The following is a 17,381-nucleotide window of genomic DNA, read 5'->3' on the forward strand; positions in this document are numbered from 1 at the left end:
TCATGACAGCCGACGGGCGGGCAGCTGTGAACCTACGGGCCGTCGGGGAGGCTCGCGATGGACGGCAACCGGGGATCGTGGTGAATTTCTCCGCCGCCGTGCTCGGCGCCTCGCTCGGCGGACCAGCCGCCCGGTTCCGCGGCCCGGCCGCGGAACTCGCCGGGGCTCATCCCGGTCTCCCGCCGGAAGAAGCGGCAGAAGTACGCCGGGTCCTCGAAGCCGCTCTCCCTGGCAACTTGACGGACCGTCAGGGAGGTGCGGGCCAGCAGTAGTTTGGCCTTCATGGTCTGCCGCTGGCGGATCAGCCGGCCGGGTGTGCGGCCGGTGGCCTGCTTCACCAGCTCGTGCAGATGGCCGGGGGAGACGCCCAGCTCACGGGCGCAGTCGGCCACCGAACGGCCCGGTTCGGCGATCAACCTGCCGAAGGCGGCGGCCAGTTCGGCTGCCCGGCCGGGAGCGGCGGACCCGCCGTCCGGGGCGGCGGCGCGGACGGCGCGCAGCGAGCGGACCACCAGGATGTGTAGGTACGAGCGGAGCATCCCGGGGTAGCCCTCCGCCAGGGTGCGGTACTCGCGGTCCAACGCCCGGAACAGGGCGGCCACTTCGGCCGCTGCCGGTCCGAGGTCCCGCCAGGGACGGGTGGCCAGGGTGCGCAGCGCGGTGACGTCCTCGGGGTGGGAGAGCAGGAAGTCCTCGTCGAACAGCAGCACTTGGCCGGTCAGGCCGTCCGCCGCCTCCCAGTGGTGCAGCTGGCCCGGGGCCACCACGTAGAGCTGGGGCGGCTCCAGCGGCCAGTGCGCCAGGTCCACCACGTGGGTGCCGCTGCCGCCGGTGACGTGGACGATCTCGTAGAAGGTGTGCCGGTGCGGGAAGTCGGCCCTGGACAGCTCGCCGATGGTGTCGAACGAGCCGATGGCGAACGGCAGCACCTGCGGTTCGGGCACCTGTAACCGGTGGACGGGGAACTCGACGCTCATCCGTGGAGTCTGCCGCCGGGAGCCGGTGGTGGTCCAGACCAGAGGGTGCCCTTCAGGCCTGGAGGGCGGCGTGCAGCGCGGCGGTCAGCCGGTCGAGGTACTCGGGCGTGGCGGGGGCGCGGACGATCGCGAGGTGCCAGTAGAGCGGTCCGGCCAGCAGGTCGAGGGCGACCGTGGGATCGAGGCCGGCCGGTAGTTCGCCCCGGTCGACGGCGCGGTCCAGCATCCGGGTGGCGCGGGCGCGGCGCGGGTCGCGGACGGCGCCCAGCAGGGCCTGCCCCAACTCCTCGTTGCGGCCGCCCTCGGCGACCAGGTCGGGGAGGATCCGGGAGATCAGCGGGTCGTCCAGGCCCTCGGCGGTCTCGGCCAGGAAGGCCCGCAGGTCCCCGCGCAGGGTGCCGGTGTCGATCGGCTCGGGGGTGGCCGTGACCAGGTCGGCGAGCAGGGCGAGGGTCATCTCCTGCTTGGAGGACCAGCGCCGGTAGATGGCCGCCTTGCCCGCGCCGGCCCGCTTGGCCACCGCCTCCAGGGAGAGCCGGGCGTAGCCGGTCGCGGCCAGTTCGGCGAAGAAGGCCTCGGTGATCGCGGCCGTGACGGAGTCCTGGAGTACCGGGCCGCCGGACGGACGGGGGGTGGGGGTGCCTGCCATGGCCGCGATCCTATCCGAGACGGAACGGTTGCGTCTCGACCGGAGCGGGCGTACCGTCGGAGTCGTAGTCGAGACGGAACCGTTCCGTCTCGACGATTGCGGAGGTGTGAGCACCATGAAGTTCCTGTTCGAGAACGAGTCGTTCTCCTTCGAGACCCTCCGGGCGGCCGGGTTCGCCAACGACGGCGGCGCCGACCTGGGCGAGGTGGTGGCCACCGCCGGCCGGATCCCGGAGGGCGACGAGGAGGCCTGGCTGCGCGAGTGGAGCGCGACCGCCGACCGGGTGCACGCGATCGGCCGCCGGGCGCTGGAGGCCGGGGTCCGGGTCAGCGCGCGCGAGGCCCTGCTGCGCGCGTCGAACTACTACCGCACCGCCGAGTTCTTCCGGCGTGACGACCCCGCCCACGACCCCGAGGCGCAGCGGCTCTCCGCGCTCGCCCGGGAGACCTTCGCGGCCGCGGCCGATCTGATGGACCGTCCGGTCGAGGCGGTCACCGTCCCCTACGAGGGGACCACCCTGCCGGGCTACCTGTTCCTGGTGGACGACTCGGGTGCCCCGCGGCCTACGATCCTCTTCAACAGCGGTTTCGACTCCACCCTGGAGGAGTCGTACTTCGTGGTCGCGGCCGCCGCCCTGCGCCGCGGCTACAACGTGCTCGCCTTCGACGGCCCCGGGCAGGGCGCCGCGCTGCGCCTCCAGGGCCTGGTCTTCAGGCCCGACTGGGAGGCGGTGGTCACCCCGGTGGTCGACCACGCGCTGACCCGTCCCGAGATCGACCCCGACCGGCTGGTCCTGCTCGGCTACAGCCTCGGCGGGTACCTGGCGGCCCGGGCCGCCGCGTACGAGCACCGGATCGCCGCGCTGGTGCTCGACGACGGCCTGTACGACTACCAGGCGCCGCACCTGGCCGGGATGCCGCCGTTCCTGGCAGAGTGGGTGACGGCCGGCCGGGACGACGTCGCCGGGCCGGTGCTGGACCTGGTGATGCGGACCAGCACCCAGGTCAACTGGGCGATGCGGAACGGGATGTGGACCTTCGGCGCCTCCTCGCCCTGCGACTACGTCCGCCGCACCGCGGCGTACACCCTGGAGGGTGCCGCCGGGCTCATCGCCTGTCCGACCCTGGTGCTGGACGCCGAGGACGACCAGTTCTTCCGCGGGCAGCCCCAGCTGGTCGCCGACGCGCTGACCTGCCCGCACACCCTGGTCACGCTGCGGGAGCGGGACGGGGCGGGCGAGCACTGCCACATGGGGGCGATGGCCCGCGTCCAGCAGATCACCTTCGACTGGCTGGAGACCGCACTGCCGGCCGGGGAACCTCTCAGGACCGCAGGGTGACCACCGCGACCACGCCGTCCACCCGCAGCTGGTCCTCGCCCGCGCCGGTCAGCAGGGCCGCGTCGTAGCGCTCCAGGGCGAGGTCGGCGGAGCCGAGTTCGGCGGTGCCGGCGAGGCAGACCAGCAGCACCGAGGCGCCCGGCGGGACGGTCAGGTCCCGCTGGAAGTCGGCGATCTCCACCTCCGCGGTGGCCTTGCCCCGACGGGTCATCACGTTGAAGTCCACCACCGGGCCGTCCAGCAGCACGCAGTCGGTCGCGGCGTCGCCGGAGAAGGCGAACGGCCGGTACGGCCGGTCGATCCGGTGCTCGGTGCCGTCCACGGTGAGCGCCATCCCGGCGCCCTCGACCACCGTGATCACCCGGTCCACCTGCTCGAAGCGGGAGAACGGGCCGCCCTGCGCCACGTCCGCCAGGCTGACCCGCCAGTGGAAGTCCGCGAGCCCCGCCCCGGCCGGGTGCCCGGCCACCTCCCGGGTGATGCCGCCGCCGTTCAGCCAGGGGGCGGCGGCGCGCTGCCCGGCCGGGAGCGCCTGAACCTGAACCGTCGTCATCTGCTCGCCTCACTGCCTCTGGTGCCGGTGCCGGCCGCCCCCGCACGGAGCCTGGGACCGCCGGTCCCAGGGTAAGCGCTGCTCTCCTCCCGGCCCCGGCGGCCCGGCAGAGTCTCTCCCGTCAGCAGGAGAACACCCCATGAGGAGCCGTCACCATGCCCGTCGTCCCCGTCGCCGATGCCCAGGTCCAGTACGACGTCACCGGCACCGCCCCCGGCGTCCCGCTGCTCCTGGTGCACGGCACCGGCTCCGCCGGAGCCGCCGTGACCTGGGGCCGCACCGCCCCGCGCTTCGCCGCCACCCGCACCGTCCTGACCCCCGACCTCTCCGGCACCGACCGCACCACCGACGCGGGCGGCCCGCTCACCGTCGAGGGCCTGGCCGCCCAGGTGATCGCCGTGATCGAGCACGCCGGGCGCGGCCCGGTGGACCTGCTGGGCTTCTCGATGGGCGCCCCGGTCTCCGCCGCCGTCGCCGCCCTGCGGCCCGACCTGGTCAACCGCCTTGTCCTGGTGGCCGGTTGGGCGCACACCGAGGGCGACGAGCACCTGCGTAACCTCTTCACCGTCTGGCGCACCGTCGGCCGCCTGCTCCCGGAGTCCGACGCCTTCGGCCGCCACGTCACCATGACCGGCTTCAGCCGCGGCTTCCTCAAGGCGATCGGCCGCGACCAGGTCGAGCAGCTGGTCCCCAACCTGCCGCCCACCCCCGGCACCCTGCGCCACGTCGACCTCGACCTGTCCATTGACATCCGCTCCCTGCTGCCCCGGATCACCGCCCCGGCCCTGGTGATCGGCGGCACCCACGACGCCACCGTCCCGGTCGCGCACAGCCGGGCGCTGGCGGCCGCGCTGCCGTCGGCCGCCTCCGTGGAGTACGCCGAGCTGGACGCCGGGCACGTGCTCTTCTTCGAGCGGGAGGACGAGTTCGTCGCATTGGTGGAGGGTTTCCTCGCGGCGGCCGGGCAGACCGGGAATGCGCGGGCGGACCGGAGCCTGGTTCGGGCAGCATGACGCCGAACGGATTCCGGCGGTGAGAGGTGGCGACGGTGACGGTGGTCTTCGAGACCGAGCGGTTGGTCGTGCGGCAGTGGGGCGAGGGCGATCTGGAGCGGGCCCTCGACATCTACTCGCAGTGGGAGGTGGCCCGTTGGCTCGGCAGCACCCCGCGGGCCTGGGAGGGACGGGCGGACGCCGAGGCCTTCCTCGAACGCTCCCGGGCCCGCTCGGCCGACCCCCGGTACGGCGTCTGGGCGCTGGAACGGCGGGACACCGGGGTGGTGGCCGGCTCCGTCCTGCTGGTCCCGCTGCCCGGCGCCGACGGCGAGGCCGGCGGTGAGGTGGAGGTCGGCTGGCACCTTCACCCCGACAGCTGGGGCCACGGCTTCGCCACCGAGGCCGCCCGCGGCGCCCTGGCCAAGGGCTTCACGGACGGCCTGAGCGAGATCCACGCCGTGCTCCACCCTGGCAACGAACCGTCAGCGGCCGTCTGCCGCCGCCTCGGCATGACCGCGCAGGGACGCACCACCCGCTGGTACGGCATCGAGCTGGAGTCCTTCCGGATCAGCCGCACCGCCGTCGGGTAGCGAGCGGCTGCGCCGCGCAAGCCCCGCAGGGGGACGGCGACACCTGCAACTGGCCGACGTACGCCCGGTTGCGGGTGAGCCGACCCGTGCCCGCGCGGCGGAGTCACGTGTCGCCGGAGCCTCGCCGCGTCGTTGCCGACGGGTCGTCAGGGGGTGGGGCGGGAGCGGGTTGCGAGGGCGAGGGCTCCGGCGAGTGCGGCGGCTGCGGCTACGGTGGTGAGGGCGAGGGGGAGACTGGTGGCGTCGGCGAGGAAGCCGATCACCGGGGGGCCGACCAGCATGCCCGCGTAGCCGAGGGTGGAGGCGGTGGCCACGCCCTGCGGGCCGCCGATGGCTCCGGCCTGGGCGATGGCCAGCGGGAAGACGTTCGCCAGTCCGAGGCCGACCAGGACGAACCCGGCCAGGGCGACGGTCAGGGTCGGGGCGAAGGCCGCGACCAGCATTCCGAGGCAGGCGGTGAGGCCGCCGGCCAGGACCACCCGGGTCTGTCCGAGCCTGACGGCCAGCCAGGTGCCGCCGAGCCGGCCGGCCGTCATCGCGAAGGCGAAGGCCGCGTAGCCGGTGGCGGCCGCTCCCGCGCCGACCTTGACGTCGTCGGTCAGGTGCAGGGTGGCCCAGTCCGCGAGTGCGCCCTCGCCGTAGGCGGTGAAGAGCGCGGTGACCCCGAGCAGTACGACCAGCAGGCGGGTGTGGCGGGTGGCCGGCCGAGGGGCGTGCGGACGGTCGGGTGAAGGTACCGGGGCGGGGCTCGGGGTGGGCTGCGGGGCGCGCAGCAGGACTGCCCCGGCGACGGCGGTGACGAGCAGTCCGAGCGCTCCGCCGAGGGCCAGGGCCCACGCGGTGGAGAGTGCGCCGGAGAGCAGGCCGCCGGCCGCCGCGCCGAGCAGGCCGCCGAGGCTGTAGCCCGCGTGGAAGCTCGGCATGACGGGCCGTCGGAGCTCCTCGACCAGGTCGACGGCGGCGCTGTTCATCGCGACGTTCGCCGCGCCGTAGCCGGCGCCGAAGAGCAGCAGGACAGCGCCGAGCACGGTGACCGAGGAGGTGTGGGCGGGGAGCACCACGGCCAGGCTGAGCAGGGCCAGCGAGGCGACCGTCACCGGCCGGCTGCCGTACCGCACGCAGAGCCGTCCGACCAGCGCCATGGTGGCCACCGCCCCGGCGGAGATGCAGAGCAGGGCCAGCCCGAGGTCACTGTGCGAGGCGTTGACCTGGGCCCGGACGTCCGGGATGCGGACCACCCAGGAGGCGAACAGGAAGCCGTCGACGGCGAAGAACGCGGTCAGCGCGGTGCGGGCGGCGGGCCAGGAGGGGAGGCGGAGGCGGGGGCGGACGGGGCCGTTCGGGTGGAGGTGGGCTGCGGAACGGGCGTGTGTTTTGTTCAGTAGCGGCACAAAAGCACAATAGACGAGTGCCGCACATGCCTTCAAGCTCGAATCCGCCCGGCAGTACGGGCCGCCGCCGCCCGACCGAGCGCCAGCCGGAGCGCCGGCCGGAGCGCCGGCCCGCGCCCGACCGTGGGCGTACCTTGCTCGGGCCCGCGCTCGCGCTGGTGCACACCGGGCGGGCGCCGACCCGGTCCGTGCTCACCGGGGCGCTGGAGGTGACCAGGGCCACCGCCGGTGCGGTCAGCGCCGAGTTGGAGGCGCTCGGGCTGATCACCGTCGACTCCAGCCCCGCCGGGGGCGGCCGCGGCCGCCCGTCGCACCGGCTCTCCATCGACCCGGCCGGCCCGGTGGTGACGGCGGCTCAGCTGCACGCGGACGGCATCAGCGTGGCGCTGGCCGGGCTCGGCGGGCAATTGGAGACGCCTCTCCATGTGCCGCTGCCCACCGCCACCGACCCGGTCCGGCTGCTGCGCGCCGTCGCCGAGGCCGGGGCCGCGCTGGCCCGGGCCTCCTCCCGGCGCTGCCTCGGGGCCGCCCTCGCGCTGCCCAACCCCGTCACCGAACCTGACGGCACCGCGCTGGCCGCGCTCCAGTTCGCCTGGCCGAGCGGCACCCCCGTGGCCGACCTGTACGCCGAGGAGATCCGCAAGGCCGACCACGGGCCGCGCGCACTCAGCCCCTTCCCCAGTGCCGTGGCCAACGACGCCAACCTGGCCGCGCTCGCCGAACACCGGCACGGCGCCGGGCGGGGCGCCCGGCACGTCCTGCTGGTCAGCTCCGGGCACCGGGGCGTCGGCGGGGCGCTGGTGATCGACGGCCGGCTGCACACCGGGAGCGCCGGACTCGCCCTGGAGGTCGGCCATCTGACGGTCGATCCGCAGGGCCGCCGCTGCCTCTGCGGCAACCAGGGCTGCCTCAACTCCGAGACCGACCCCGAGGCCCTGTTCGCCGCCGCCGGCCGCACCCCCGACCCCGGCCGGCCACTGCTGGCCCAGGCCCGCGCACTCGCCGCCGACCCATCGGCGCTCACCGCCGTCCACCACGTGGTCGACCGCCTCGGCCTCGGCCTGGCCGGGCTGGTCAACATCCTCAACCCCGACCGCATCGTGCTCAGCGGCCTCCACCTCGACCTGCTCGCCGCCGCCCCCGAACGGCTCGCCTCGGTGGTCGCCGAGCGCTGCCTCTGGGGCCGCAGCGGCCGCGTCCCGATCGTCCCGGCCGAGGTCGCCCACGCCGGGCTGGTCGGCGCGGCCGAACTGGCCTGGGCGCCGTACCTGCACGACCCCCAGTCCGTCCTGCCGGTGGGTGCTGCCTAGGCTCACCGCGCGGGGGAGCGGCGCGTGATCGAGGACGAGCGCTTCGGGCTGCTGACCGTAGTCGAAGGCGGGTTGCGGCGGCCGGGCTGCGGCAACTGCTCCTGCCTCGAAGTCCCCTTTCGGAGTAGGAGGTTGGGGAGCCCCGGCCGCTGGAGTGGCAGGGGTGCGGTATCGGCCGGAGGATGGCAGCACACCAGCCAGGTGACCCGGAGGTCCGGCCGATGGTGGCACTCCGGGGCGGGGATGCGGCAGGGAGTAGTGGCCATGGCCGGCTCCAACGGGGGTTCGAGTTCCAACGGGGGTACGAGCGGGGGCGAGCGGGACTTCGCGGCGTTGCGCGCGGAGGAGTTCCCGTACCTGGACGCCTCCGGGCAGGCGTACCTCGACTACACCGGTGCCGCGCTGCCGCCGCTCTCGCTGGTGCGCGGCCACGCCGAGCGGCTGGCCTCGGCGGTGTACGGCAACCCGCACTCCGCCAGCCCCTCGTCCGGCCTCTCCACCCGGCTGGCGGAGGAGGCGCGGCGGGCGGTGCTGGAGTTCTGCGGGGCCCCGGCCGAGGAGTACGTGGTGGTCTTCACACCGAACGCCACCGGGGCGGTGCGGCTGGTCGCGGAGGCCTACCCGTTCGGGCCCGGACGCGGGCTGCTGATGCTCGGCGACGACCACAACTCGGTGCTGGGGATCCGCCGTTACGCCCACCCGCCCGGGGCGCCGGTCACCGTGGTCGCGCCCGGTCCGCAGCTGCGGACCAGCACCGCCGACCTGCTCGACGGCCTCGCCAGGGCGGAGCGGGACGGCGGGCCCGGGCTGTTCGCCTTCCCCGCGCAGTCGAACGCGACCGGGGTGCGGCACCCGCTGGAGTGGGTGGAGCTGGTCCGGGCGAGCGGCTGGCAGGTGCTGCTGGACGCGGCCGCCTACCTGCCGACCGGCCCGCTCGACCTGGCCACCGTGCCCGCCGACTACGTGGCGCTCTCCTGGTACAAGATCACCGGCTACCCCAGCGGCGTCGGCTGCCTGATCGCCCGTCGGGAGGCGCTGGCCGAGCTGCGGCGGCCGTGGTTCGCCGGGGGCACCGTGCTCGCCTCCTCCTCGCACACCGACTGGCACCTGCCCGCCCCGGCGCCCGAGGGGCTGGAGGACGGCACGCTGGCCTTCCTCTCCCTCCCCGACGTCACCGCCGCCGCCCGCTGGCACACCGCCCTCGGTTACCCGGCGCTGCGCGCGCACACCGGCCGCCTGACCGCGCGTCTGCTCGACGGCCTGGCCGGGCTCCGGCACCCGGACGGCGCCCCGGCCGTCCACCTGGTCGGGCCCGCGGATACCGGGGCCCGGGGCCCCACGGTCACCTTCAACCTGCTGCGGCCCGACGGCACCGGGATGGACGAGCGGCTCTGCCAGCGGGCCGCCTCCGCCGCCGGGGTGAGCATCCGCACCGGGTGCTTCTGCAACCCCGGGGTGGCCGAGCAGGAGAACGACCTGACACCGGAGCTGGTCCGCACCGCGCTGGCCGACGCGAGCCCGGCCGACGTGGACGACTACCTGCGACTGCTCCCGGTCCGCGCCCAGGGCGCCGTCCGGGCCTCGGTCGGGGCGGCCACCGGCGCGGCGGACGTCGACCGGTTGCTGACGGTCTGCCAGGACCTGGTGGACCGTCAGCCCGCGGACCCGACCGATCCGCGTACCGGCTGCTGAACGCGGCCGCGGCCGGGGGCCAGGGGAGCGGAGGGCACGGCGGGGTCCTCTCGGGCGGGAGCGGTGGGGCGGTGGTCCGCCGGGATTCGGCAGACCACCGCCCGCACCGGGCCGCCACGGCTGCGCCGCGTCCGGGCTACGCCTCGACGTCCTGCGGGTACCAGCGCAGCTCGACGGTGTTGCCGTCCGGGTCCTCGAGGTAGACCGACTGGGCGTCACCCCGGGCGCCGTAGCGGCCGTCCGGGCCGTCGACGACGTCGAGGGCGCCGGAGTCGATCACCTCCCGCCAGTCCAGCGGGTCGACCACCAGACAGAAGTGGTCCACGTTGGACGCCTCGCGCTGGCGGGCGAACAGGTCGATGATCGTCCCCTCGGAGACCCGTACGGACGGGAAGGGCACCTTGCCGGCCCGCCACTCCTCCACCCGCACCGGCTCCAGGCCGAGCGTCCCGGTGTAGAACGCGAGCGAACGCTCCACGTCCCCGACGTTCAGCACCAGGTGGTCGAAACCCTTCACACGCATGACAGCCCCCGTCTCGTGGCGGGCCGCCGACTTGACGTCCCGTCAGTGGATCCTAAGCAGAATCAGACCCACCCGCGCAGGTCAGGCCCAGGGGTCGAACGGGATGCCGGAGGGCTTCGAGGCGTTGAGCAGGCTCCGGAAGCGGTCGTCCTTGTCGGTCGTCTTGATGGTGGCCGCGCCGAAGTCGGCGTTGTTGAGGCGCTCGCGCAGCTCGGTGCCGGGCCAGCCGTTCCAGTCCACGATCGGGGGCTGCCGCCAGGAGTGGTAGTGGTTCTCCGGCGGCTCGTCGTTGGCGTTGGCGAGGCGGAACAGGTGGGTCAGGGCCGGCAGGCCGTCCTTGTGGTAGACCACCTTGGGATGGGTGCCCTCGAAGCGGACGGCCGAGCGCGGGTAGGTGGACTGGCCGCTGTGCTGGGTCACCGTCAGGTACTCGACCTGGTTCGAGGCCTGGTTCACCCAGGAGACCACGTGCTCCCAGTCGTGACGGTGGCCGCAACACCCGCTCACCGTCTGGTCCTTCTCGAAATAGCTGGCGTACACGATCGCGCACCAGCCGTTGCTGCACTTCGAGCGGGCGTAGGTCTGCGACCGGTCCAGGTCGGACTGGTCGTGGCAACTCCCGTTCACCGCACCGCTGGTCTTGAGACCGGGGTTGAGCGTGCCGTCCGGCGCGATGGCCGCGACGGCGTAGCACCCGTCGGTGTCGTAGTCGTACGCGGGCGAGAAGGTGGCCTCGTAACCACCGGCCCGCTGCGGCAAGTTGGGAAGCGACTCGGCGCGCGCGGTGGCGGCGGGCAGCCCGAGGAGGAGGACGACGGCGCCGAGGAGGGTGCCGGTGCGCCGGGCGGTGCGGTGAGCCATGCGGTGCTCCTCTTGTCGTGGACACTGTCGCAGGAGCGTAGGGCCCCGGAGCCCTCCGCGGGTGAAGTCCGGAGGACCGGCCGGCGAATCTCGGCGTCCGGGCCCTCGTCATCCGGCTTGTGCGGAGCGCACATTGAGGGCCGTGCGGATGGTGCATGATCGGACCCGAATCCTTTCGACTACGAAGCGGATCGGTGGTCATGCCTGCTGAAGTACGTGATTGTTCCTTCGGATACCGGAGGGGACCCGAGGTCCTGTCAGGACTGAGTCTGCGGTTCGGGGCGGGGTGCACTGTGCTGCTGGGGCCCAACGGGGCGGGGAAGTCGACCCTGTTGGGACTGGTCGCCTCTGCGCTCACGCCTTCGGCGGGCCGGGTCTGCTTCGGCGGTCTGGACACCGGCCGGGCCAAGGATCTCAAGGAGTACCGGCGGCGGGTCGGCTGGCTGCCCCAGCAGGTGCGGCCCGTCCCCGGGTTGCGTGTCCGTGAGCAGGCCGCCTACGCCGGGTGGCTCAAGGGCCTTTCCCGTACGGAGGCTTGGGAGAGGTCGGCCCGCGCGCTCGACCGGGTCGGGCTGGTCTCCTTGGCCGAACGTCGCAGCTCGGAGCTGTCCGGCGGCCAGTTACGACGGCTGGGAATCGCCCAGACCCTGGTCCACGAAGCCGAGTTGGTCCTGCTGGACGAGCCGACCGCCGGCCTCGATCCGGTCCAACGCGGCGTCTTCCGCGAACTGATGGCCGAACTGCGCGGCCTCACCTCCTTCGTGGTGTCGACCCATCAGACCGAGGACCTGGCGGAGATCTACGACGAAGTCGTCCTGCTGGACCGCGGCGAGGTCCGCCACCAGGGCCCGATCGGCTCCTTCCTCGCCCTCGCGCCGGCCGGAGCGCCGGCCGAACGCCGGGCCGAGTCAGCCTACGCCGGCATCGTCGTCGGGGAGGTATGACCGATGCCCTGGCGCACACTGCTCCGAACCTCCGCGGCGCTCCGCTGCGCGCCCGTCCTGTACCTGTGGATCGCGCTGTACAGCGGCGACGTGACCGGCTGGATCACCGACGGCTACTGGCCGTCGGTGACGGCGCAGAGCACGTTCCTGCTGAACTTCACCGCACCGGCCGTTGCCGCCTGCGGCGCCTGGGAGGCACTCAAGGTCCGCCGCTCGGGAGTGCTGGACACGGCGCCGGCCCGATCGGTCACCACGGTCGCCCTGTCCTCGCTGGCCCTGGTACTGGCGATGGGGGCCGGGGCGGTGCTGCTGGCGCTGGTCCTCCTGGCCCCGCAGGCGGACGGTCTCCCCGGGTGGTCCACCGCGGTCATCCTCGCCACGGAGCTGCTGGTCGTCCTCGGCCACGCCGTGGTCGGGTACGCGCTGGGGCTCGTGCTGCCCCGGATGCTCGCGGTTCCGGTGGCGCTGATCGCCGGCTTCGTGTGGATGGCCTACCCGGCGACCTTGGACACCTTCTGGGTCCGGCAGCTCAACGGGCGCAATCTGACGGAGTGTTGCGCGCTTGATGAGGTGCCGTCCCTCCGGGCGGTGGGGTCGGTCGTGCTGGCCGGCCTTGGGCTGGTGGCGGCGGGCTGGCTCTGGGTACGGCTGAGCGGGTACCTCCGGTACACCGCGGTCCTCGTGCTTCGGGCAGGGGGTGATCGGTCCCGTCCGTCAGGTCACGGCGCTTCCGCAAGCGGACCAACTCGCCTGGTTCCAGCGGAATGTGGCGGCGCTCGGTCGCTGTGACGTCGAACCCGCGTTGGAGGTAGGGCAGTTCACACGGTCGGCGTCGGCGTCGGTCGGCGCGGGGGCCGCAGGATGATCTGGTGGATGCGGGTCCGGTACGTTCCGGCCGTGGTCCTCGGCCTGCTCGTCTGCACCGGCCTGGGCATGGCCGCCGACTCGGTCACGGTGCCGATCCCGGTGGTGGTCGGAGGACTGACCTTCGACCTTCCGCTGCCCGCGGTGCTTCCCGTACTGCCCGTCTGCCTGATCCTCCAGGGCCAGGAGCGGGCCCGTCGGGAGCTGGAGCAGGTGGCGGTCCGAGCGGTCGGCCGATGGGACGCCGCGCTGATGGCCGCCGCCGTCACGGGCGCCGCTCTGGTCGCGGCAGCGGCCTCGCTCGTGGGAGGTGGCACGGCCACCACCGCCATGGCCCGCGACTTCGCCGGCTACCTGGGAGCAGCCCTCCTCCTGCGGTACCTGCTGGGGGCACACCTCGCCTCCGCGGCCGTCGCCGTGCTCCCGTTCGCCTGCGCCTCCTTCGGACTGACACACAACCGCCCGAGCAGCTGGGCGTGGCCACTGCACGAACCCTCCTCGGTGACCGCGGGCACGCAGGCACTCGTCCTGCTCGTCGGTGGCGCCCTCGCCACTACTCTGCCGCCGTGGCACCGTGTCGGCGTCCGCAAGGCCGACTGACGGTCCTGCGGTGGAGCAGCTCAGCCGGGTGGGGCCGTGAGCCGTAGGGCTGTCTCGGTGGCCGTCACCAGGGCGGCGTTGCCCAGGAGTTGGCGCAGGGTCAGGGCCTCGTGGAGGAGGGAGCGGGTCTCGGGGAGGCGGCCCTGGTCGGTGCGCTGTTTGCCGAGGTGTTGGAGGCAGAAGTGGACCAGGGACGGGTGGTCGGCGCGGGCCAGGCGGAGGGCTTCCCGGTAGTACGGCTCGGCCGTGCCGAGGGCGCCGCCGTAGCGGTGGGCGTCGCCGAGGTTGATCCGGACGGCGACCCGGGTCGGGCCCTCGGCCAGGGTGAGCGCTCGCTCCAAGAGGTGGACGGCGCGCGGCAGTTCGCCGAGGACCAGGAGGCCGACGCCCGCCTGGCGGAGTTCGCGGGCCTCGGTGGGCCCGGCGGCGATCAGGGCTGCCACGTGGCGTTCCAGGGCGGGGCGGTCGGTGGGGGTCATCCGGCCGGTGGGGTCGAGGGCGATGAGGTGGTCCACGAGGTGAGTCCGGTAGGGAGAGGGGGCGGGTGACGGTGGGGAGGGGCGGTGGTCGATGATGGCGCGATGATCTACCGGGTGAACATGGTGGTGGCGGTCGTCGGGGTGCTGTGCGGGGGGCTGTTGCTGGCCACCGCCGTGCGGCAGCAGCAGGACGGGGGGTCGGCGGTGTGGAGTGCGCTGGCCGGGGGAGTGCTGCTGGTGGCTGTGGTCGGGTTGTTGCTGGAGGTGCGGCAGGGGCGTCGTCGTGGGCGGCGGCGTCAGGGGGTCGCGGGGAGCGGGAAGGAGTAGCTGCGCGGGCGGGCGCAGGACTGGCAGGGGCCGGAGACGCGCAACTCGGTGCGGTTGCGGGCCAGTTGCCAGTGACAGGAGAGCTCGCCGCAGGTGCACGGGCGTCCGGCCGCCTCGGAGAGGGCGTCGAGGGCGGAGGCGGGTGCCGGTTCGGCGGGTGGAGGGGTCGGGGCGGGGGGTTCGGGGGTCGGCCGGCGCCAGGAGGACGGGGCGGCGGAGGTGATCCGGCCCTGGCCCGCGCAGTCGACGCAGCGGCCCGGTCCGGCCTGGCCGCCCCAGCAGACGCAGCGGCCGTAGCTGAGCCGGCCGGGGGTGTGGTGGCGGCCGGTGCCCTCGCAGATCAGGCAGATGCCCCAGCCCTGGCAGTCGGAGCAGAGCACCCCGGAGCCGGTGCTCAGGGTGTGCAGGGGCTGGCGCAGGCTCTCGCGGCCGGGGACGAAGACCACCGGAGTGTGCGCGGAGAGGGTGATCACGTCCGCGCCCCGGCCCTGATGGGCCGTCACCTCCAGGCCGTCCCGCTTCGCGGTGGCCCAGTCCGTCCCCTCGGTGTAGCCGGCCCAGCGGTGAGCGGTCCAGCCGGCCGCCGTGAAGGCGGTCGTCACCTCGTCGAACCCGCCGGTGCCCGGTCCGCGTTCGACCGCGACCAGGGCGAAGTAGCGGTGGCCCACCGGTTCGTCGTGCAGCTCCAGGGTGTCGGCCCACGCGCGGACCACCACGGGCGGGCGGCCGGCGGCCAGCGTGGCGGCGACGGCCAGCAGTTCGGCGCGGAGCCGGTCGGCCGGTGGCGCGGCGGGCGGTTCGGACGGTGTGTCGGTGGTCATCGCGGTACCCCCGGTCGGCGGCCGCGCGGCTTTCGCGCGCCCCCGGGGCCGATCCTGCCAGTGATGGTGCGCCCGCGGAACACCGCGGGGGTGCGGGCCGTCGTCAGGCGCGGCGGAGAACGGTGTCGAGGACGGGACGGCGCGCGGAGAAGCGGAAGCGGCGCTCGGCGCGGGGGAGCGCGGCCAGCCGGTCGGCCTCGTGGCCGGGCACCCGGACCGGGGCGCCGGAGCCGTTGTCGCGGGCGGGGCCGCCGGCGTAGTAGAGGTCGGTGAGGGCGGCGGCGAGCAGGGTGAGGTCGCTCATGGTGGTGGTTCCCTTCGGGGCGGGCCGGTGTTCCCGGTGTCTGCGTTCCTGGTGTCTGCGCCCAGCCTGACCGACCGTCATGACGCTCCGTTTGCGGGCGGGTGTCGGCCGTGCTCCGTTGTCCGGCCGAGATGACGACAGGGTCAACGGGAGCCTTCGTAAGCCTCCGAACCCGGTCAAGCGGGACGGGGACGTACGGGGGCGCCGCACCTGACGGGCCGTGAGCCCTGCGGGAACACCGCCCCGGTGGCGGGCGTTGGGACCGTCATGATCGATAACGCACCCGAGGTGCTCCGCTACAGCGCCTTCACCACCACCCCGGCCGGGGGGAACCCGGCCGGCGTGGTGCTCGACGCCACCGGCCTGGACGACGAGACGCAGCTGGCCGTAGCGGCCCGGCTCGGGTACTCGGAGACCGCCTTCCTGCTCCCCGCCGAGGCGGAGCGGGAGTACCGGGTCCGGTACTTCAGCCCGCTGGCGGAGGTGGCCTTCTGCGGCCACGCCACGGTGGCGACGGCGGTCGCGCTGGCCGAGCGGATCGGCCCCGGTGAGGTGGTGCTGCACACCCAGGTCGGCCCGGTGCCGGTCTCGGTGGCGGCCGGCCCGGACGGGCTGGTCGCGACGCTGACCAGCGTCGAGCCGCACGTGCTCCCGGTGGAGGACGCCGAGGTGGACGAGGCGCTGGCGCTGCTCGGCTGGGCCCGGGGCGACCTCGACGAGGCGCTGCCGCCGAGGATCGCCTACGCCGGGGAGCGGCACCTGGTGATCGCGGTGACCTCCCGGGAGCGGCTGGCCGCGCTGGACTACGACTTCGACGGTCTGGCCCGGTACATGACGGAGCACGAGCTGATCACCCTCCAGCTGGTCTGGCGCGAGTCCAAGACCGTCTTCCACGTCCGGGACCCGTTCCCGATCGGCGGCGTGGTCGAGGACGCGGCCACCGGTGCCGCGGCCGCCGCCTTCGGCGCCTACCTGCGGGAGCTGGGCGAGACGGCCCCGGACGCGGAGCTGACGCTCCACCAGGGGTACGACATGGGCCGCCCCGGCCTGCTCCGGGTCGGCTTCGGCACGGAGGACTCGCGGATCCGGGTCACCGGCGCGGCGGTCCGGATTCCGGACGCGGAGTAGCACACTGCAGGGCCCGCCGGTCGGGGGTGGGGGTGGGTTTGGTTGACTGCCGGAGCACCGCCCACCCTCCGACCGGCGAGGTCCCGTGCTGTTCTCCGCGTTCACCCCGATCTGGGCCCTCACCGGCGTCGGCTACCTGGTCGCCCGGCGCGGGTTGCTCGGGCCGCACGCGGAGACGGTGCTCGGCCGGTTCGTCTTCCACGTCGCCATGCCCGCCGCCCTGTTCGCGATGATCGCCCGCACCCCGCTGGAGCGCTTCGCCAACGCCTCGGTGCCGGCCTTCGCCGCCGGGACGGCCCTGGCCATGGGGATCGGCGCCGTGCTGGCGGCGGTGGTCTTCGGCCGCGGCCGGGGCGAGCGGACGGTGGGCGGGATGGCCGCCGGGTACGTCAACTCCGCCAACCTCGGCATCCCGGTGGCGATGCAGGTGCTCGGTGACGCGACCTTCGTCGCCCCGGTGGTGCTGCTCCAGGTGCTGGTGGTGACGCCGGTGGCGCTGATGATCCTGGACTCCGACGAAGACCCGGGCGGTACGGGCAGGGGACGGCCCGGTGCCCGGGTCCGTGAGCTGCTCGCCGTCCCGCTGCGCAACCCGATCCTGCTGGCCGCCGGTCTCGGCGCCGCGGTCTCCGCCCTGCACTGGCGGCTGCCGGCCGAACTGGCCCGCAGCTGCGAGCTGTTGGGCGGTGCGGGCGTCCCCACCGCGCTGGTCGCGCTCGGCCTCTCGCTGCACGGCCGCCCCCCGGCCGAGGGCCGCACCCGGCCCGTCGAGCTCGGCACGCTGGTCGCCCTGAAGACCGTCTTCCAACCGCTGGCCGCCTTCTCCGTCGGCCACTGGCTGCTCCACCTCCCGGCCGGCCAGCTCCGCACCGTGGCCCTGTTCTCCGCCCTCCCGACCGCGCAGAACGTCTACACTTACGCCCGCGAGTACGGGATCGGCAAGGTGCTCGCCCGCGACGCGGTCCTCTGGTCCACCCTGACCTCGATGGCCACCCTCTCCGTCCTGGCCTGGGCGCTGCCCGCGGGGTGACGGG

20 protein-coding genes are annotated in these 17,381 nt (G+C 74.2%); 11 read left to right on the forward strand and 9 right to left on the reverse strand.

Annotation, left to right across the window (positions count from 1 at the left end):
- Positions 1-32: 32 nt before the first annotated feature.
- Together ACZ6ZR_RS21500 and ACZ6ZR_RS21505 are read right to left on the reverse strand one after the other, a co-directional pair.
- Positions 33-977, reverse strand: a complete 945-nt coding sequence (locus tag ACZ6ZR_RS21500) for a helix-turn-helix transcriptional regulator (protein ID WP_465644535.1) — start codon at positions 975-977, stop codon at positions 33-35.
- 52 nt (positions 978-1,029) lie between these two features.
- Positions 1,030-1,626, reverse strand: a complete 597-nt coding sequence (locus tag ACZ6ZR_RS21505) for a TetR-like C-terminal domain-containing protein (protein ID WP_465644537.1) — start codon at positions 1,624-1,626, stop codon at positions 1,030-1,032.
- A 115-nt stretch (positions 1,627-1,741) separates the two neighbouring features.
- On the opposite strand from ACZ6ZR_RS21505, the gene ACZ6ZR_RS21510 reads away from it, so the two are divergent.
- On the forward strand, positions 1,742-2,965 hold the full coding sequence (locus ACZ6ZR_RS21510) for an alpha/beta fold hydrolase (RefSeq protein ID WP_465644539.1): 1,224 nt from the start codon (positions 1,742-1,744) through the stop codon (positions 2,963-2,965).
- On the opposite strand, the gene ACZ6ZR_RS21515 is transcribed toward ACZ6ZR_RS21510, so the two are convergent.
- On the reverse strand, positions 2,949-3,518 hold the full coding sequence (locus ACZ6ZR_RS21515) for a HutD/Ves family protein (protein WP_465644541.1): 570 nt from the start codon (positions 3,516-3,518) through the stop codon (positions 2,949-2,951). The two genes, ACZ6ZR_RS21510 and ACZ6ZR_RS21515, sit on opposite strands and share 17 nt — an antisense overlap.
- A 155-nt stretch (positions 3,519-3,673) precedes the next feature.
- Between ACZ6ZR_RS21515 and ACZ6ZR_RS21520 the strand changes: the two genes are divergently transcribed.
- Positions 3,674-4,531: an alpha/beta fold hydrolase gene (locus ACZ6ZR_RS21520; RefSeq protein ID WP_465644543.1), complete on the forward strand. Its 858-nt coding sequence runs from the start codon at positions 3,674-3,676 to the stop codon at positions 4,529-4,531.
- Between the two features lie 35 nt (positions 4,532-4,566).
- Entirely contained in the window at positions 4,567-5,103 is a 537-nt protein-coding gene (locus ACZ6ZR_RS21525) for a GNAT family N-acetyltransferase (protein WP_465644545.1), read from the forward strand.
- A gap of 146 nt (positions 5,104-5,249) precedes the next feature.
- Here ACZ6ZR_RS21525 and ACZ6ZR_RS21530 read toward each other — a convergent pair whose 3' ends face one another.
- Complete coding sequence (locus ACZ6ZR_RS21530) at positions 5,250-6,494, reverse strand: MFS transporter (RefSeq protein ID WP_465644547.1); 1,245 nt, start codon at positions 6,492-6,494, stop codon at positions 5,250-5,252.
- 26 nt (positions 6,495-6,520) lie between these two features.
- Between ACZ6ZR_RS21530 and ACZ6ZR_RS21535 the strand changes: the two genes are divergently transcribed.
- Complete coding sequence (locus ACZ6ZR_RS21535) at positions 6,521-7,804, forward strand: ROK family protein (protein ID WP_465644549.1); 1,284 nt, start codon at positions 6,521-6,523, stop codon at positions 7,802-7,804.
- A gap of 264 nt (positions 7,805-8,068) precedes the next feature.
- Positions 8,069-9,496 (forward strand): aminotransferase class V-fold PLP-dependent enzyme, encoded by a 1,428-nt coding sequence (locus ACZ6ZR_RS21540; protein WP_465644551.1) that lies wholly within the window; start codon positions 8,069-8,071, stop codon positions 9,494-9,496.
- A 136-nt stretch (positions 9,497-9,632) separates the two neighbouring features.
- Here the strand turns inward: ACZ6ZR_RS21540 and ACZ6ZR_RS21545 are convergent, their stop codons facing one another.
- Positions 9,633-10,019, reverse strand: a complete 387-nt coding sequence (locus ACZ6ZR_RS21545) for a VOC family protein (protein WP_465644553.1) — start codon at positions 10,017-10,019, stop codon at positions 9,633-9,635.
- Between the two features lie 81 nt (positions 10,020-10,100).
- On the reverse strand, positions 10,101-10,880 hold the full coding sequence (locus ACZ6ZR_RS21550; RefSeq protein ID WP_465644555.1) for an NPP1 family protein: 780 nt from the start codon (positions 10,878-10,880) through the stop codon (positions 10,101-10,103).
- A gap of 200 nt (positions 10,881-11,080) precedes the next feature.
- On the opposite strand from ACZ6ZR_RS21550, the gene ACZ6ZR_RS21555 reads away from it, so the two are divergent.
- The 3 genes from ACZ6ZR_RS21555 (at position 11,081) to ACZ6ZR_RS21565 (ending at position 13,288) form a co-directional block, all read left to right on the forward strand.
- The gene (locus tag ACZ6ZR_RS21555; RefSeq protein ID WP_465644557.1) at positions 11,081-11,824 is read left to right on the forward strand and encodes an ATP-binding cassette domain-containing protein; all 744 of its coding nucleotides are present in this window, start codon (positions 11,081-11,083) and stop codon (positions 11,822-11,824) included.
- A gap of 3 nt (positions 11,825-11,827) precedes the next feature.
- Positions 11,828-12,613 carry a hypothetical protein gene (locus ACZ6ZR_RS21560; protein ID WP_465644559.1) on the forward strand — a complete coding sequence of 262 codons (786 nt, stop codon included), beginning with the start codon at positions 11,828-11,830 and terminating at the stop codon, positions 12,611-12,613.
- An 84-nt stretch (positions 12,614-12,697) separates the two neighbouring features.
- Positions 12,698-13,288 carry a hypothetical protein gene (locus ACZ6ZR_RS21565; RefSeq protein ID WP_465644561.1) on the forward strand — a complete coding sequence of 197 codons (591 nt, stop codon included), beginning with the start codon at positions 12,698-12,700 and terminating at the stop codon, positions 13,286-13,288.
- Between the two features lie 20 nt (positions 13,289-13,308).
- On the opposite strand, the gene ACZ6ZR_RS21570 is transcribed toward ACZ6ZR_RS21565, so the two are convergent.
- Positions 13,309-13,803 (reverse strand): hypothetical protein, encoded by a 495-nt coding sequence (locus ACZ6ZR_RS21570; RefSeq protein WP_465644563.1) that lies wholly within the window; start codon positions 13,801-13,803, stop codon positions 13,309-13,311.
- Between the two features lie 66 nt (positions 13,804-13,869).
- Here ACZ6ZR_RS21570 and ACZ6ZR_RS21575 point away from each other — a divergent pair, with 66 nt between their 5' ends.
- Entirely contained in the window at positions 13,870-14,094 is a 225-nt protein-coding gene (locus tag ACZ6ZR_RS21575; protein ID WP_465644565.1) for a hypothetical protein, read from the forward strand.
- On the opposite strand, the gene ACZ6ZR_RS21580 is transcribed toward ACZ6ZR_RS21575, so the two are convergent.
- Complete coding sequence (locus ACZ6ZR_RS21580; RefSeq protein ID WP_465644567.1) at positions 14,064-14,915, reverse strand: hypothetical protein; 852 nt, start codon at positions 14,913-14,915, stop codon at positions 14,064-14,066. The genes ACZ6ZR_RS21575 and ACZ6ZR_RS21580 overlap by 31 nt on opposite strands.
- Positions 14,916-15,018: 103 nt before the next feature.
- A complete protein-coding gene (locus tag ACZ6ZR_RS21585) occupies positions 15,019-15,219 on the reverse strand; it encodes a hypothetical protein (RefSeq protein ID WP_465644569.1) in 201 nt (66 codons plus the stop codon).
- Between the two features lie 267 nt (positions 15,220-15,486).
- Between ACZ6ZR_RS21585 and ACZ6ZR_RS21590 the strand changes: the two genes are divergently transcribed.
- A complete protein-coding gene (locus tag ACZ6ZR_RS21590; RefSeq protein WP_465644571.1) occupies positions 15,487-16,347 on the forward strand; it encodes a PhzF family phenazine biosynthesis protein in 861 nt (286 codons plus the stop codon).
- Positions 16,348-16,432: 85 nt separating this feature from the next.
- Entirely contained in the window at positions 16,433-17,377 is a 945-nt protein-coding gene (locus tag ACZ6ZR_RS21595) for an AEC family transporter (protein WP_465644573.1), read from the forward strand.
- Positions 17,378-17,381: the final 4 nt, after the last annotated feature.

The organism is Kitasatospora sp. NPDC088742, assembly GCF_055584905.1.

Excerpts from the sequence above, each read along its gene's own strand:
- ACZ6ZR_RS21500 (WP_465644535.1), bottom strand. The coding sequence starts at position 977 with ATGAGCGTCGAGTTCCCCGTCCACCGGTTACAGGTGCCCGAACCGCAG.
- ACZ6ZR_RS21505 (WP_465644537.1), bottom strand. The coding sequence starts at position 1,626 with ATGGCAGGCACCCCCACCCCCCGTCCGTCCGGCGGCCCGGTACTCCAG.
- ACZ6ZR_RS21510 (WP_465644539.1), top strand. The coding sequence starts at position 1,742 with ATGAAGTTCCTGTTCGAGAACGAGTCGTTCTCCTTCGAGACCCTCCGG.
- ACZ6ZR_RS21515 (WP_465644541.1), bottom strand. The coding sequence starts at position 3,518 with ATGACGACGGTTCAGGTTCAGGCGCTCCCGGCCGGGCAGCGCGCCGCC.
- ACZ6ZR_RS21520 (WP_465644543.1), top strand. The coding sequence starts at position 3,674 with ATGCCCGTCGTCCCCGTCGCCGATGCCCAGGTCCAGTACGACGTCACC.
- ACZ6ZR_RS21535 (WP_465644549.1), top strand. The coding sequence starts at position 6,521 with ATGCCTTCAAGCTCGAATCCGCCCGGCAGTACGGGCCGCCGCCGCCCG.
- ACZ6ZR_RS21540 (WP_465644551.1), top strand. The coding sequence starts at position 8,069 with ATGGCCGGCTCCAACGGGGGTTCGAGTTCCAACGGGGGTACGAGCGGG.
- ACZ6ZR_RS21545 (WP_465644553.1), bottom strand. The coding sequence starts at position 10,019 with ATGCGTGTGAAGGGTTTCGACCACCTGGTGCTGAACGTCGGGGACGTG.
- ACZ6ZR_RS21550 (WP_465644555.1), bottom strand. The coding sequence starts at position 10,880 with ATGGCTCACCGCACCGCCCGGCGCACCGGCACCCTCCTCGGCGCCGTC.
- ACZ6ZR_RS21555 (WP_465644557.1), top strand. The coding sequence starts at position 11,081 with ATGCCTGCTGAAGTACGTGATTGTTCCTTCGGATACCGGAGGGGACCC.
- ACZ6ZR_RS21560 (WP_465644559.1), top strand. The coding sequence starts at position 11,828 with ATGCCCTGGCGCACACTGCTCCGAACCTCCGCGGCGCTCCGCTGCGCG.
- ACZ6ZR_RS21565 (WP_465644561.1), top strand. The coding sequence starts at position 12,698 with ATGCGGGTCCGGTACGTTCCGGCCGTGGTCCTCGGCCTGCTCGTCTGC.
- ACZ6ZR_RS21575 (WP_465644565.1), top strand. The coding sequence starts at position 13,870 with ATGATCTACCGGGTGAACATGGTGGTGGCGGTCGTCGGGGTGCTGTGC.
- ACZ6ZR_RS21580 (WP_465644567.1), bottom strand. The coding sequence starts at position 14,915 with ATGACCACCGACACACCGTCCGAACCGCCCGCCGCGCCACCGGCCGAC.
- ACZ6ZR_RS21585 (WP_465644569.1), bottom strand. The coding sequence starts at position 15,219 with ATGAGCGACCTCACCCTGCTCGCCGCCGCCCTCACCGACCTCTACTAC.
- ACZ6ZR_RS21590 (WP_465644571.1), top strand. The coding sequence starts at position 15,487 with ATGATCGATAACGCACCCGAGGTGCTCCGCTACAGCGCCTTCACCACC.